Source organism: Persicitalea jodogahamensis (genome assembly GCF_014651615.1).
GTDB lineage: Bacteria > Bacteroidota > Bacteroidia > Cytophagales > Spirosomataceae > Persicitalea > Persicitalea jodogahamensis.
Genome location: NZ_BMXF01000002.1, coordinates 1,208,759 through 1,224,452 on the forward strand (window position 1 = coordinate 1,208,759; position 15,694 = coordinate 1,224,452).

The 15,694-nt window shown below is 51.9% G+C and carries 12 protein-coding genes; 2 read left to right on the top strand and 10 right to left on the bottom strand.

From position 1 onward, the window contains the following. Positions 1–4: 4 nt before the first annotated feature. The 6 genes from IE117_RS15200 to IE117_RS15225 all read right to left on the bottom strand — a co-directional run bounded on the left by IE117_RS15200 (position 5) and on the right by IE117_RS15225 (position 5,381). The gene (locus IE117_RS15200; RefSeq protein WP_189565280.1) at positions 5–448 is read right to left on the bottom strand and encodes a molybdenum cofactor biosynthesis protein MoaE; all 444 of its coding nucleotides are present in this window, start codon (positions 446–448) and stop codon (positions 5–7) included. 48 nt (positions 449–496) lie between these two features. After that, positions 497–736 (bottom strand): MoaD/ThiS family protein, encoded by a 240-nt coding sequence (locus IE117_RS15205; RefSeq protein ID WP_189565281.1) that lies wholly within the window; start codon positions 734–736, stop codon positions 497–499. Between the two features lie 66 nt (positions 737–802). Continuing rightward, the gene (locus tag IE117_RS15210; protein WP_189565282.1) at positions 803–2,032 is read right to left on the bottom strand and encodes a molybdopterin molybdotransferase MoeA; all 1,230 of its coding nucleotides are present in this window, start codon (positions 2,030–2,032) and stop codon (positions 803–805) included. A gap of 161 nt (positions 2,033–2,193) precedes the next feature. Beyond that, positions 2,194–3,234, bottom strand: coding sequence for a DUF4097 family beta strand repeat-containing protein (locus tag IE117_RS15215; RefSeq protein WP_189565283.1), 1,041 nt, complete (start codon positions 3,232–3,234; stop codon positions 2,194–2,196). 333 nt (positions 3,235–3,567) lie between these two features. Beyond that, complete coding sequence (gene nhaD / locus IE117_RS15220; RefSeq protein ID WP_189565284.1) at positions 3,568–4,881, bottom strand: sodium:proton antiporter NhaD; 1,314 nt, start codon at positions 4,879–4,881, stop codon at positions 3,568–3,570. Between the two features lie 65 nt (positions 4,882–4,946). Next, positions 4,947–5,381 (bottom strand): CBS domain-containing protein, encoded by a 435-nt coding sequence (locus IE117_RS15225; RefSeq protein WP_189565285.1) that lies wholly within the window; start codon positions 5,379–5,381, stop codon positions 4,947–4,949. Positions 5,382–5,534: 153 nt separating this feature from the next. Between IE117_RS15225 and IE117_RS15230 the strand changes: the two genes are divergently transcribed. Then, the gene (locus IE117_RS15230; RefSeq protein ID WP_189565286.1) at positions 5,535–5,729 is read left to right on the top strand and encodes a hypothetical protein; all 195 of its coding nucleotides are present in this window, start codon (positions 5,535–5,537) and stop codon (positions 5,727–5,729) included. 10 nt (positions 5,730–5,739) lie between these two features. On the opposite strand, the gene IE117_RS15235 is transcribed toward IE117_RS15230, so the two are convergent. The 4 genes from IE117_RS15235 to IE117_RS15250 all read right to left on the bottom strand — a co-directional run bounded on the left by IE117_RS15235 (position 5,740) and on the right by IE117_RS15250 (position 13,133). After that, positions 5,740–6,468, bottom strand: coding sequence for a DUF72 domain-containing protein (locus IE117_RS15235; RefSeq protein ID WP_189565287.1), 729 nt, complete (start codon positions 6,466–6,468; stop codon positions 5,740–5,742). 917 nt (positions 6,469–7,385) lie between these two features. Next, positions 7,386–10,541: an efflux RND transporter permease subunit gene (locus IE117_RS15240; protein ID WP_189565288.1), complete on the bottom strand. Its 3,156-nt coding sequence runs from the start codon at positions 10,539–10,541 to the stop codon at positions 7,386–7,388. Between the two features lie 140 nt (positions 10,542–10,681). Further along, complete coding sequence (locus IE117_RS15245; protein ID WP_189565289.1) at positions 10,682–11,782, bottom strand: efflux RND transporter periplasmic adaptor subunit; 1,101 nt, start codon at positions 11,780–11,782, stop codon at positions 10,682–10,684. Positions 11,783–11,870: 88 nt separating this feature from the next. After that, positions 11,871–13,133, bottom strand: a complete 1,263-nt coding sequence (locus IE117_RS15250; protein WP_189565290.1) for a TolC family protein — start codon at positions 13,131–13,133, stop codon at positions 11,871–11,873. 545 nt (positions 13,134–13,678) lie between these two features. On the opposite strand from IE117_RS15250, the gene IE117_RS15255 reads away from it, so the two are divergent. After that, positions 13,679–15,688, top strand: a complete 2,010-nt coding sequence (locus IE117_RS15255; RefSeq protein ID WP_189565291.1) for a T9SS type A sorting domain-containing protein — start codon at positions 13,679–13,681, stop codon at positions 15,686–15,688. The last annotated feature ends 6 nt before the right edge of the window (positions 15,689–15,694 follow it).

A 15,694-nucleotide genomic window follows, 5' to 3' on the forward strand; every position in this document is an offset into this window, starting at 1 on the left:
TTCCTCAGCGATTCTCTTTCCAGGCGAATTCTCCTTTTTCACCAATCAATTCCTTTCCAAAGATCGGCACCTTTGCCTTTATTTCTTCCACTATAAATTCCAGCGCCTCAAACGTAGCGCGGCGATGGGGAGAAGAAACAAAAACAAACAGGCTGATTTCGCCGGTGGGAACTACGCCCAGGCTGTGGTAAATGTGCATGCAGGTCAACTCAAACTTCCCGAAAGCTGCTTCGCGGATCTGGTGAAAAACGCTTTCGGCCATTTCGGGGTAGGCGGTGTACTCGATGCCCGTAACCTGTCCACCTTCTTTTTCATCGGCCCGGATTTGCCCCAGAAATATATTGTGGGCACCAATGCTGGTTTTGGACTGATGCTTGGCGATGGAATCGGCCACAAATTGCGGGCTTATCGGCCCTTCTACAAAGACTTTTTTAGGTGTATGACTCATGGGTATAATTCAATATTCAGCGTATGGATACGTCACCTTCGGAATAGATCATCCGCCGGCAAACGGAGGGAGTAATGCTACTTCGGCCGAAGGTGGAATGGGAAAGGCATCGTCCAAAATTTGTTGATTCACAGCAACCTGAAACTTACGGTCGCGCAAGACGGGGTACTTTTTCAGGATATCATTTTTCAGGTCGCCCACCGTCAGCGCATCCAGCGACGTCCAGGTTTCGAGCGGTTGGCCGGTGGCTTCGGCAATCATACCGAAATATAGAATGGATAGGGTCATTAATTTATCTTTGAATGAGTTGATGAGCGAATATTTTATGAGTATACCACTCTTTATCTTATCTGCTCAACAGAAGAAAGGCAATAAATGTGCCTCAACCAGATCACCGGGCTGCACGGTGTTCTGGCCGGCGGGCAAGTAAATGAGCGCATTGGCGATGGCGAAAGAGCGCAAAGCAAACGACTCCTGGCCATCAAGCGGCGTCACAGCTTCGGTAGTAGCGGTAGCCTTCAGGAATTCATCACGCTCTCCATGAAATGAAAAAGCGTGGGTGATTGGTAGTTTTAATTTAGGCAGGAAACAGTCACTACGCCCCGACAATAGCCTCAGAGCGGGCAGTACATACTCGTAATAGCAAACCAGTGTGGAGGCCGGGTTGCCGGGAAGCGCGAAAATGATGGTATCATCATTCCGCCCGAAAAACAGTGGCTTACCGGGTCGCTGCCGCACTTTGTAAAAGACAGTCTCCACGCCAATCTCCTCCAAAGCAGTACCTACGAAATCGTAGTCTCCCACCGACACGCCGCCCGTACTGAGCACTACGTCGTTGTTTTCGGTCAGGTCACGCAGAGCGGCGATGGTTGCCGCTTCATCGTCAGGTACGTAACGAATTTCGACCTCCAGGATTCCTTCGGCGCGGAGTACCGCGGCCAGCATGGATGAACTGGATTCAAAAATTTGCCCGAAACGCAAACCGCCGTTGCCGGGCAAGTCGTTGCCCGGCAAAACGTTGCCCGGCAACACCAGTTCATCACCCGTGACGAGTATTCCGACGCTCGGTCGTCGGTAGACTTTCACGTTCTGGATATTCATTCCGGCTAAAAAACCTACCGAACCGGGCGTGAGATAAGTGTTTTTGGGCATCGCCAGATCGCCTTTCCTGATTTGCTGACCGATGGAGCGGACATTTTGGCCCTCACTGACCGGAAATTGCTGAATGGCTGCTTCGTTGTCATTTCGTTCCACTTTTTCTTTCATCACTACCGCCGTGGCTCCATCAGGAACTGGCGCACCCGTCAGAATATGCAGGGCTGTGCCCCTTTCCAGCACCTGCGGAGTGTCGTTGCCCGCTCGTGACTCGGCTACCACAGGCAGCGTAATGCCGGATTGAGCCACATCGGCGTGGTGTAAAGCGTACCCATCCATCGAAGACTGCCGAAAAGGCGGTAACGCCAGGGGTGATACCACATCTTCTGAAAGTACCTGGCCCACTGCCTCGGAAAGATTCTTTTGCTCCGGGTAGAGTACCCGGACAGTGGATTTGATAAGTGATTGGGCTTCCTGAACGCTGATCATGGGTTTATAAACTAGGTAGTCTGCTCAAAAATAAAAATTATGCCTAATAACGAAAAAAGTGCCCAGTTACGGACACTTTTTCTGGGACAGATAGCCCCTTTCATCGCTAATAGATATTTTTTGCTTGTCGGGCTTCGGCTTCGCTCAGCCTGACAAGCCGCTTACTGGTTGACATAGATGCTGCCACTGCTGGCACTCAGTTTGATCGGAATTCCGCCACCGTTCAGGCTGCCTTGTACCCGGTCCTTATCCATCCGTCCGTCGAAGTTCTTTAGATCGATGGACACGCGGTTTCCGCGCAAATCCAGGTCCAGGCCTTTGTTAAGCGGCATGTTCACCCGCACACTACCCGCCGAAGTAGACAGCGACACGAAGTCACCCAGGCGGTCAAAGTCGGCTTCGATACTACCCGCGCTGGTGCTGGCCTTTACGCTGGCGGCCAGGTTTTTCATCCGGATGGAGCCGCCCGAAGTTCTGGTTTCCAGGTCGCCCTGAATTCCGTCGGCCCGCACACCGCCGCCGCTGGTCGTGGCCGTTATTTTGCCATTAAGGTCGGCGAGCGAAATGCTGCCGCCACTAGTGATCAGGCGAATGTTGCCGACCATACTTTCGGCTTTGATACTACCGCCGCTGGTTATGAGATCTACGTTATCAGAACAGTTGATGGCTTCGATACTTCCGCCGGAGGTGCGGCCCTTGATGTTGCCTTTCAGGTCATTGATGTCGATGCTGCCACCACTGGTACTGAAATTCTGCTCGCCGTTCAGGGAAGCAAGCCGGATGCTGCCACCGCTGGTGCGCAGGTCGGTGGCGAAGTTCCGTGGTGTATAGACCTTAAAGCCAATGGAAAGGCCTTTTTTCCAGTTCATACCGTTACTATCTTTCGGCTTGGCAATTGCCACGACGATATTCCCCTCCCGGCGGATGGTCACGTCATACTGTTTGAGGCGCTCTTCAATCTCTTCGTCGCTCACCTCGCTACCGTTCCAGTTGTTGGCACGAACGTACATTTCCACTTTTACGCCGTTTTTGCTGTCTCCTTCCACCGCAATGGAGCCGCCGGAAGTTTGGACCTTGACGGCTTGCAGGTAGTTCTCGGAAAAATCTTTCGTGAAATAAGGCTGGTCTTTGTTGCGCTGGGCATAAGTACCCGTGGCTACGAATAGGGCAAGAATGGCAATGTAAAGTCTCTTTGTTTTCATGGTTCGCTTGTTGTTTGTTTTAGTAGTGATGCGTCGTGCGGCAGGAAGGTTGCATCCCGGTTTTTTTATTTTGGAATAAACAGATGTCATGAAGGTATAAAAGGGGTATGCCAGCACAACTGTTTGCTGATTTTCAGGCGTTTGAAGAGTTATGCGTTTTTTAATTGGTCGTTACCGGACACTTGGTGTTCGGAATCGGACACCAAGTCACTTCACCTCCGGCCCACGTCCAGCAGTGGCCGGCTGGCGTTCAGGAAAGGGGTAGTTCAATCGGAGGCAAGAGGCGCCGGACTAGTGGCTTGGTTGTCAACAAGGAAAGCGAATTGCCAAAAGCTAGTTCAGCAAATAATACACCGCAACCCCCGAGAAGTAACCCAGTAATGCATAGACTGAGATTCTTTTAAAGTACCAGACGAAGTCGATTTTGAGGATTCCCATGGCAGCGACGCCCGCCGCTGAGCCGATGATGAGGATACTGCCGCCCGTTCCGGCGCAGTAGGCCAGCAGATTCCAGAAGTCGCTGTCGGGCTGGAACTCCGTGAGGGGGTACATGCCCATGGTAGCGGCTACCAAAGGTACGTTGTCTACCAGCGAGGATAGAAGTCCGATAAGCGTGTTGATAATGTAGATATTACCAAAGGTTTCATCGAGGGTTGTAGCCAGCAGGCGCAGGTGGCCGGACGTATCCAACGCGCCCACCGCCAGCAGAATGCCCAAAAAGAATAGAATACTGGGGGTGTCGACGCGCCGGAGGATATTGGCAACCGACAGGCCACGTTTGATTTCCAGTTCCTTGGAACGGTGGAGCATCTCGGTAAACGCCCATAACACACCCACTGACAACAGGACGCCCATGTAGGGAGGATAATGCGTGATCGATTTGAAAATTGGGACTGAAAGCAGCCCGAAACCGCCCAGGGCGAACATGACATTCTGTTCGAAAGGTGTGGTACTTACCTGCCCATGCTCTGATCCCAGTGATTTTTCTGGTGCCTGTACATTTCCTTTAAGAGCAAATGAAGCCGCGAGCAGCGGCACAAGCAGGCTTACGATGGAGGGCAGGATTAATTCTCTCATCACATTGAACGTCGTGACCTGACCACCGATCCAGAGCATGATGGTGGTCACATCGCCGATAGGCGAGAAGGCCCCACCCGCGTTGGCAGCCAGGATGACAAAGCCTCCCAGGAGCCAGACATCCTCTTGCTTCCGGACAATACGGCGGATCAGGGCGCACATGATGATTGTGGTCGTCATGTTGTCGAGGCCAGCCGAGAGAAAGAAAGACACCCAGGAAATAATCCACAGGAGCTTGACGCGGTCGGTGGTCGATATACGGTCGGTGATGGCCCTGAATCCGTCATGGGCGTCGACCAGCTCGACAATGGTCATGGCCCCCAGCAAAAAGAAAAGAATACCGGAGATTTCTCCCAGATGCTCAAATAGTGACTCGTTGAGGTACTCGTGCGGCTCGCCGGGAAGGGGGGCGTTCTGGAAGGCAGGCATGTACTCGAAGCCAACCAAAAGTATAATCCAACAAAAAACCCCCGTCAGCAAGGCTGAGGCGGCTTTGTCAATTTTCAGGGGATGTTCCAGCGCGATCAGGGCATAGCCCAGAACAAACACGCCGACGAGGAGTAGAGCCATTCAGGCAATAGACAAATGATAGTGGTTGGTGGACAACTTTAAATTTCCGGCCGCTGGCAGGCTCCCTACGATTGCGTGATGTATTGTTCGAGGAACTGGATGTGTTGCTTCTGCTCCGACATGATGGACTTGACCACATCGCCGATGCTGACTACACCGATGACCCGACCATTCTCCATTACCGGTAAATGACGGATGCGCTTTTGGCCGAGCATTCCCATGCATTCCTGAATAGTGGTGTCAGGCTCTACGGTAAAGACTTTTGGCGTCATCACCTCAGAGATCGGGGTACTTTTGGCCTTTCGGCCCTGGATGATTCCTTTGCGGGCGTAGTCGCGCTCGGAGAAAATGCCGACGAGTTCATCGCCATCCAGCACCACGACCGCCCCGATGTTTTTTTCGGATAAAAGATGCAGCGTATCGATGACACTGGTGGTAGGCGGCACACTCCACACTTCGGAGATCGCTTTGTCCTCGAGGATTTTCTTTACGCTAATCATAACGGAATCATTAAGAAGTAAGTAAGGTTTAGGAATAGTGGGTCGAATATAGGTGCCTGCACTTTTATTTACAAATAATTCATCGAAAATTATTATTGGGTTCGAGCCGTTGTGTCACAATTTCGTATCTTGCCCATCCAAAAATATCCTTTTATGCTCCCTGTTATCCTTCTTTCCATTGTTCTGGTTCTGGCCGGATTCCTGTTATTCAGCGTCCGTTTGTTGTTTATCAAGAATGGTGAATTCAAAGGTACCTGCGCCACGAACAATCCTTTCATGCAGCAGGAAGGGGCTACCTGTGGGGTTTGCGGCCGGAAGCCAGGGGAGGATTGTGCGGAGGGGAAGTAAGCGTTTCAAACTACCTGTTCAGGAAATGTTTCAGGGTTAGTGCATTTCGGACGGCATTTCCGCCGCCGTCATTGTTGAAATATACGTACACTTCCTTGCCCGAGTACTCCCATTCCCGCAGGCGGTAGGCCCACCAGCGCAGGTCGTCGTCGGAGTAGGAGCCGCCGTAGAGCCAGCCCGGATCGGGACCGTGAAGGCGCACATAGACAAAGGACGCCGTGGCCCGCAGGATGCAGGGTAGTCCGGCTCCGCTCATGACGCAGTAAGCCGCCTGATGTTTTTCCAGTAGTTCAAAGATTGGTTCCTGATGCCAGCTTGGGTGTCGGAATTCTACCGCCACCCTTATCCATTCGGGTAAAGTACCTAAGAAATAATCAAGTCGTGCGTAGTCGAAGGCAAAATTGGGTGAAAGCTGCACCAGCAGAACGGCCCTTTTTTCGCGCAGGATGTGCCAGCAGCGCGCAATGCGATCTGCCCAAACCTCGGGCGCGTACAGCCTTTTGGAATGAGTCAACCCACGGGGCGCTTTCACGGTGAGCTGGAAACCATCAGGGAGTCGCTGGCGCCAGCTGGCAAATGTTTGCTCCCGGGGCCAGTGGTAAAAACTACTGTTCAACTCGACCGTCCCGAAACGCTCGACGTAATAAGACAAACGTTCGCGGACGGGAGTGGAGTCGGGATAAAGTACCCCCTGCCAGTGATCATAACTCCAGCCCGATGTGCCGATGTGGATGGCCATACCTAGTGAATTTGGTTTTTGTCTGTCCGTGTGAAAATCAAGCCTTTAAAATTTAACTTTCCCGCTTCAAATGCTGTACCGTTGGCGTCGCCTGGGCTAGCCGTTGTCACAGAATGCATTCGGGGGCTCTCATAGCAGTATAGTATCCGGATTTCGTCATCGTCCCTTTCTTTCCACTCTCTGAATAGCCTCTGCTCTGAGACGGCGGAGTGATTATTTCAGCTGGTCTTTCGGGTTTCTGGAATAGCGGGACTAGTTGTCTGGATGGGAGGCGGATTGTAGCCATACAAGTAAATTGCCCCAAGATATGATACTTTGTAATCCACTTTACTATATTGCGGCCTGACTGTCGCTGGTGTGATTGCATGTCATAGATGACCCAGCCTTTGAGTAACAGATCAAGGACCGCCTTTGACATTAAGATGTTTGCCATGTGGCATTTCCGAAGTTTCATGGCGAACTCAATATAATCGGTCCCCAGCGAGATGGAGAATTGTATCATCTCCGGGAACCTAAATATTCTTAATACGAATACTGCTATATTTAATAAAAATATTTATTTAACATGGTAGTGTCATTTGTCTTTGTTTATTGTTATTATTGTATCCAACCAGCTCTATTTAGAGTATTTTAGCTAAAAGTCCCCTTAGCAATAATGTTATTTTTCGTTCCCGAGCCATACTGCCTAGGAATGGAAGCCATATCTGTTGTGTATTGATGTTTATCAGAAAATAAAGTGTGTGTATAGTGCGAACAGCCTGCCAGCATATGCCGGCAGGCTGTTTTTTGTGAACCCATATGCCACTTCAGATAGCTTGGAGTACTGCTGCGTATAGACTATTCAGTTCTTCAAAGAAATAGTGGTGCTGAAAAAGCGCGAACACCCCGATTTTTCAGGTGCACTACCGGAATAGCACTTATGCCTTCTTCTCGGCACCTGCCTCATCCAGGTCCTTCCGTCCGTACGCCAATTTTCCGATACTCGAAAACAATACCGGAACTATAAATATTGCCAGCAGTGTGGCGGCAACCATGCCGCCAAGTACCGTCCAGCCTATGGTTTGGCGGGCTGCCGCCCCGGCCCCGCTGGAAAAAGCCAGTGGCAACACGCCCAGGATAAAGGCCAGCGAGGTCATGATGATGGGACGAAGGCGCAATCGTACCGCTTCCATTGTGGCCTGCCTGATCGACTCGCCCTGATCGACGCGCTCCTTGGCAAATTCCACGATCAAAATGGCATTTTTGGCAGCCAGACCGATGAGAGTCAACAGGCCGATTTGGGCATAAATATTATTAGAAAGGCCCTTAAATAACGAGAGTGTGACAATAGCTCCGAATGCTCCAATCGGAACGGCCAACAGTACCGCAAAGGGGACTGACCAGCTTTCGTAAAGTGCGGCCAGGAATAGAAAAACAAAGAGGATCGAGAGCCCGAAAATGTAGAGCGTACTCGAGCCGGCGTTTATCTCTTCAAGACTCAATCCCGTAAATTCGTAGCCGTAGCCAACGGGCAGTACCTTGGCGGCCACCTCGCGCAACGCTTCCAGTGACTCGCCGCTGCTGTATCCGGGAGCCGGGTTGCCATTGAGTTCGGTTGACCGGAAAAGGTTGTAGTGAGAAATAAGCGGCGCACTTTCCACCATTTTGTGCGATACCAGTGCGCTGATGGGCACCATCTGTCCGCTCTGATTGCGAACATAATACTTTCCGAGGGCTTCGATATTCTTCCGGAAACTTGTATCAGCCTGGGCTACCACACGGAAGTTTCGGCCGTAGATGGTGAAGTCGTTGACGTACCGACTACCCAGGTAGGTCTGAAGGGTACTATACACTTCGGATAACGAGACGCCCAATTGCTTTACCTTCGCGCGGTCCACTTCCAGTTGATAGCCAGGCGTGCGGGCTGTGAAAAACGAGAAGGCACCGCTGATTTCCGGTCGTTCATTGGCCGCGGCGGTCATGTTCTTGACGACCTGCTCAAACTGTTTGATGTCGTCGTTACTTTCGCGCTGCTCGATCACGAAGCTGAAACCACCCGTCCGGCCCAAACCAGGAATGGCGGGCGGCGTAATGACGACGGTATTCGCTTCTTTCAGGCCTCCGATCTTCTTGCGGATAGTCGCGGCCAAACCTTCTATTTTCAGAGAATCCGCTTTTCGGTCGCCCCAGTCTTCCAACTGGCAGAAGATGGTGCCGCTGTTGGACTTGGAGGCAAAAGTCACCACATTGAGCCCGCCCAAAGCAGCGTAATGCTTGATGCCGGGTGTGTTGTCCAGAATTGTCATCAGGGTATCCAGGGTGGCAATACTTCGGCTTGTGGAAGCAGCTTCGGGTAGTTCGTAGGTCAGGAAGATCCGGCCGCCGTCTTCCAGCGGGATAAAGCCGCTGGGTTTGGTTTTGAACAAAAAGCCTGTTGCTAGGTACAGACAAATCAGTCCGACGATCACGAGCGGTGCCTTGCGGATGGATTTCCGGACCCCTTCGGAGTAGCGGTCCGTTACACGCCCAAACCAGGTATTGAATTTGTAAAAGAATTTATTCAGGCCCCGTGAGTCCTCGCTGAGGTGCATGGGCTTGAGAAGTAAAGCGCACAGGGCAGGGGTGAGCGTCAGGGCCACAAATGCCGAAATTGCTACCGAGATGGCAATGGTGATGGCAAATTGCTGATAAAGCCTTCCCACGATGCCCGGAATAAAACCTACCGGAACAAAGACCGCCCCCAGAATCAGGGCAATGGCAATGACAGGACCCGAAATGTCCTTCATGGCTTTCATGGTTGCTTCCTTTGCAGAAATGCCCTCCTCGTCCATATAGTGTTGCACGGCTTCCACCACCACGATGGCGTCGTCCACCACGATGCCAATAGCCAGCACAAAGCCGAACATGGTCAGCGTATTGATGGTAAAGCCCAGCGGCACGAAGAAAATAAACGTTCCCACGATCGACACGGGAATCGCCAGTAGTGGAATGAGCGTCGCCCGCCAGCTTTGCAGGAATAAAAATACCACCAGAATTACCAGCAAGAGCGCTTCGATGAGTGTCTCGACCACTTCTTCGATGGATACTTTCACCACCGATACCGCTTCGAAAGGTACCATGTAATCGAGGTCGTTGGGGAATGACTTTTTCAATTCCGCCATCTTATCATAGACACCCTGGGCGGTTTCCAGACTGTTGCTGCCCGGAGCTTCGTACACCAGCAGGTAGCTGGCTCGTTTGCCATCGACGAAGGAATTACTGTTATAGCTGAATTTTCCCAACTCCACACGGGCCACGTCTTTGAGGTACACCAGCGAGCCGTCGCTGGGACGTGTCCTGATGATTACGTTGCCGAATTCTTCTGCCGATGACAAACGGCTGTTGGTGAAAACTGTGTACTCAAAAGTCTGGTCGTCATTTTGCGGCGGAGCCCCAACCGAACCTACGGCAACCTGCAGATTTTGTTCCTGCAATGCCGAAATGACTTCGGAGGAAGCAATACCCAGCTGCGCCATTTTATCGGGTTGGAGCCATACCCGCATACTGAAATCGTCGGCCCGGCTGAAAATGTCGCCTACACCCTTAACCCGCAGCAAGGCTTCCTTGACATAAATATTCGCGTAGTTGTTGATGAAGTTGACACCGTGGGTTTCTTCAGGTGAATACATCGCCACCAGCATCAGAATACTCGGATTGCGCTTGCGGACGATCAGGCCCAGGCGTGTCACCTCGCTGGGCAACTGCGGGGCTGCCACGCTGACGCGGTTCTGAAGGTCGAGGGCGGCAATATTTACATCTGTCCCTACCTCAAATACCGCGCTGATGGTCGTACGCCCGTCGTTGGTGCTATTGCTCGAGAGATAACTCATGCCAGGTGTTCCGTTTACCTGGGTCTCGATGGGGGTCGTCACCGTTTGTTCCACAGTGGAGGCGTCGGCTCCCGTGTACGTGCCCGTAATCTGCACCGTCGGCGGCGTAATGTCAGGATATTGGCTGACTGGCAGGCTCATAATCGCCAGTGTGCCCACCAACAGAATCACCAGCGAAATAACGATGGCGAGAATAGGACGATTTATAAATCGGTTTGCAAACATTTATTTTAAGGTTAAAAAGTCAAACGGTTAAGCGGGGCGCCCCGCGGCGGTCAACGGCTCTCTGAATAGTATGGCTCATAGTTGAAAAGAAAGCTTAGTATAACTTTAACCTTTTAACCATTATCCATTTAACCCATCCCTCAACGCTTCACTTTCGCACCATTTTTAAGTTTCTGTATTCCTTCTGTCACGATTTCGGCGCCTTCATCCAGGCCTTCACGGATCACAATCTGGTCGCGGATAGTAGTGCCGGTCTGGACTTTTTGCTGAATAGCGCTGTCGCCCTGAACGACGTACACAAAGTACTCGCCCATTTGCTCTACCAGTGCTTTTTTCGGAATAAGCAGCGAGCTGCCACTTTCGCTGGCTTTTACGCGGATGTTGACCGTCATGCCCGCTTTGAGCATACCATTGGGGTTGGGAAAAATCAGGCGGGTTTTGATGGTCCCGGTCTGGGCGTCTACGGCGCGGTCGAGAAGCTCGATTTTACCGGTATGCGGATACCTGCTTCCATCGGGCATGGTGAGTTGAAAGGTCGAGTCAAGGGGATTTTTGGTTTGGGCTAAAAGCTTGGTAAAACGCACAATTTCCTTCTGGTCCACCCCAAAATCAACCGCCATTGGATCGTCGGTTGATAAGGTGTTCAGCAGGGTTTGGTTCGAGGTGACCAAAGCGCCCAACTGCACCTGAGAAATCCCGATCGTGCCCGAAATCGGGGCGGAGACGGTGGTGTACTTCAAGCCCGAGCGAGACTGCTGCACCGTGGCCCGGGCGGCCTGCACCTGCAGCTTGGCGGTTTCGAGGCGGGCAAGGGAATTGTCCAGCACCTGCTTGGCAATGGCTTCGTTTTTGTCCAGCTCCATGTACCGCTCGGCGTCTTTCTGGGCCAGTCTTTCGTTGGATTCTGCCACGCGCAGATTAGCCGTGGCCTGGTCCACCGAGGCCTGCACCTGTTGCTGGTCGATCTGGTAAAGCTTCTGTCCCTTGCGCACGTGCTGGCCGTCTTCAAAGTACATGCCCGTCACATAGCCGCTGGCCATGGCCCGCACTTCTACCACTTTCAAAGCCTGCGCCGTGGCCGGGTACTCGTCATAAGCCACCGCCTCGCCTCGTTCAACCCTGGTCGTGGCTACAGGTACTTCGGCGGGCGGCGTTGGTTTTTCTTCCTTGCCTCCGCACGCTCCCAGCGCGGCGAAACCGGCCAGGAGCCCTAGTCGAAAGAGAATTGATTTTTTATTCATGAAAGAAGGATTGTGTACGTCTTTATTCAAAGGGTCAGGCAAGTGGCAATGGTCTTTTAGATAAACCGGACTTAGGTAGATACGCTTGTCAGTTGTCAATTTGTCCCAAAGCCCGCTCTACGTCGATCTTGCTGCTGATGGCCTGGTACTGGGCATTGATGAAGTTAAACTCTGCTGTCCTGAGATCCGTCTGCGAAATCAATACGTCAAGGTACGTTTTCACGCCAGACTTGTACTGGAGCTGTATGACGTCATAAACCTCACGGGCGAGTTCTACATTTTCTTTCAGGGTTTGATAGTTGATCCAGTCGCTCTTGTACTGAGCAAGTGTTCTCTGAAATTCAGTATCGATGTCATTTTGCAAGCCCGTCACGTCCCAGTCGGATCGTTCGAATTGAAGTTCGGCGATGCGGATGTTCTGCCGCCGCTTGCCGCCCTGGTAGATGGGGTAGCCAACTGTCAGCCCGAAAAGCGAGTTTGGGAACGACCGGCTGTATAGCTGGGCGAACTGCTGGTTCTGGTAGTTGAGATTGTAATTCAGGAAAAAGGAAACCGTCGGAAACAGACTCCACCGGGCGTAGTCAATTTCCGAACGCAGCAGGTTGCGGCGGGTTTGAAGCCGCTGAAATTCGATACGGTTCTGGTAACTGACGACCTGGTTGGTATCCAGTTCAGCGTCCACTTCGAGACGTGTGCTGTCGTAAGTGATTACCAGTGGTTTCTCCACCGGATACCCCATCTGATTTTTCAAAACAGCCTCCCGCACCACTGCCTGCTGACGGGCTTGCTGGAGCTGAGCGGTAGCGTTGTTGAGGGCAATCGTAGCACGCTTATAGTCTGTCTTATCCACGATCCCGCTCCTGAACTGGTTGGTGGCATCTTTCAGGTTACGCGTCAGGCGCTCGATTTGCAATTGAAGGATCGACTGCTGTTGCCGCGTGAGCAGTAAATCATAAAATGCCTTGCTGACCTCCACCGTCACGTTTATTTTTTGGTTGGTGGTGTTCTGTGCTGCCTGGTAAAGTACATCGCGGGACGTGCGATTGGCCAACAGCACGTCCCGGTTAAATATCGTTTGGTTCAGCGCCAGCGCAGCAGTGGACGAATTCGCTACTCCCGTGCGAATTTCGCGCCTCGGCCCGGTCGGGTCGTTAAGGTCGGGAAATAGTACCACGGGAAGCTGCAGATAATGCTGGATGTTGTAAGTCAGACCAATCTGGGGGTACCAGTCGGCCAGTCGGCTCTTAATGGTGCGATCCACAATCTGCTCATCGAGCTGTGCTTGCCGGATATCGACCTGGTGCGCCAGCGCGTATTGAATACACTCTTCCAGCGTCGCGGAAGAATCCAATGAGTCAACAAAATTTCTTTGGGCTTGAGCAGGGCGGAATAGTATTCCAAACAGAAAAAGACCAGCGATGAATACGCGTACACACATAGAGGGAAATGGAGCAGAGAGCGCTGTTTTGTATCTTATTTATGGATTATAATATACTAATAAGTAGTCGATTATAATCTCAAATGATTATAGCTATCGATGTATTGATAGCTGTTGAAACACCTAAATTAGACAATAGTTTCCCGGCAACTCCAAAAAAATAATAGCCATCGTTGGCGGCTCTACTTTACTTTTATTTAATATTGTTAAAATGCAATCAACAAAAAGAGCTTATGGACTTTACAAACTTTGCGATCGTTTATCTACTGTTGGTCGTACATATCGGCAGGTATTTCTGGCTGAAGAAGGCGGCCTGCAAGGAAAGTCGTTATAAAAACGTTTACAGGTACCTGTCAGAGTCATATCTGCAGGTAAGTTTATTGATAACAATTACAGTCGAATTATTGGGAATGGTATTTTAGTACGGATGCCCACACCTGCTCACTTAATCAGTTTCTATGCATAAAATTTTTGCGATACTATTCTTACTGGTAGTTAATACGAGAAGCATTTATGCCGGAATCAATATTTCCTTTCCCACAAAAAACACAGTTATCCAGCGTAGCCAGAATGACCGTGGCACGCTGAAGATCGGCGGCACACTCACATTACCTTACGATAAGCTGGAAGCAAGGCTTGTCGCCCTGGCTGACAACGGACAGAATACCGGAACCTGGATTTCCATGAGCGTTCCCGATCGGCAGGGTGTATTCTTTGGTTCGATCGATGCCAAAGGCGGCTGGTATAAACTGGAAATCAGAGGGTTTTTGGGAGGGGTGGCCACTGACTCCGTCTCGGTACAGCCTTTGGGGATCGGGGAGGTTTTCCTGATTGCCGGGCACTCCAATGCGATGGGACTACCCAACCTGGGTGCCAAAGACGCAGTTGACAAGGTTGTGTCCTTCGATGCGCTCAACAAATCCCTTAGCATCGAAAACATTACGATTGCGCCCGATGCGCCTATGCCCGCACCGACATTTGAGCAATTGAAGGCATCGAATCGCATTTTTCCTTCGGGTGAGTCGGCCTGGTATTGGGGTGAGCTAGGATCTATGCTGGTAGCCCGACTTGGCGTTCCGGTATTGTTTATGAATGCAGGCTGGGCGGCCGCCAATTCAATCAACTGGCGGGAAACTGCCAATGGGCAGAATACGCAGAATATCTACGTGGGCAGAGACTGGCCCAACCGTCAGCCCTACAGTAATTTCATCAACACGCTGCGCTACTACCATTCCTGGCTGGGCCTGAGGTCGGTTTTGTGGTTTCACGGGGAAAATGACGCTGTGCATCTGAAAATTTCGAAGGAGAATTATTATCAGAATATGCGAAGGCTGATCGAGAAAACGAATCAGGATTTTGGACGGGCGATTGGCTGGGCTGTCTCGCTTTGCAGCGTCAGCTATAATGCATCTGAACCTTACCTGCCAGTGATTGAAGCCCAAACTCAATTGGCCGAGACGCCCGGCCTGCGGGTGTGGCGGGGCCCTTACGCCGACACTATCCAGGTACCTCGTCCGGCGCACGGCCATTTCGAAAACGTCCGGGGCGGTACGCAGGGCCTCACCCAAATGGCCCAGGCCTGGAACCGGAGCCTCACGGATGCCTACTTCAACCAGACACCTCCCTACACATCCAGCGGTTTTCTGCTTACGGGGGTAGTTCCGGGAGCAGCTTCACCCGGTCAGTCATTTCTGGTTTCCTTTTCCGCGCAGGGCGTGAATACTTTTCAGACCGAGGTTCAACTGCTAAGTCCGCAGGGGGATTTTCTGGCCGTAATCGGCACAGGTTTCCAAAGCCCCCTGCGGGCGACGCTACCCGCCGCGCTGCCTGAGGGTAGTTATCGCTTGCGTGTGGTGGCGCAAAGTCCGATGCTGCCCGGCAATGTTTCAGAATTGTTTCAGGTGGCAAATGGATTGCCCGCGCCCCAACTGGTCAGGTCGGTGGAAACGCAAGTCAACGGCAACCGGCTGGAAATCCACGCGCTTTTTGCCGCCCATCCCGATTTGGTGCAGATTACCGTCGAGCGCAGCGAGGATCGGGAAGTTTTCCAGGCAGTGGGGGACATTCCGCTGGTATTCGACAAGAACTCCTCGCGGCTGTACACGTTTGCTGATCTCGAGCCCCTGTCCCAAACTGCCTACTACCGCCTTCGGCTGCGCGAGCAATCTGGCCGGGTACAATACTCCCCTTCGATTGCGGTGTTTCAGGGCGACAACCCTCCGCCGTTCACTGCCTTCCCCAATCCTGCCTCAGCTGGCGAGCCTGTTTATTTACGTGCCGATCTCCCGCAGAATTTTGAATTCAGTTTCACCGACGCGCAGGGCAAAAAAATTCCCGCTGACCTTTCGGACAGCGGGATAATTGGGTTGCCGGTGCTGCGAGTTTCTCCCGCAATCTTACCGGGTATGTACTTTTTACAAATCAAGACGGATCAGGCTACGCAAGTGCAACGCATCATGATTCGCTGAGCATGC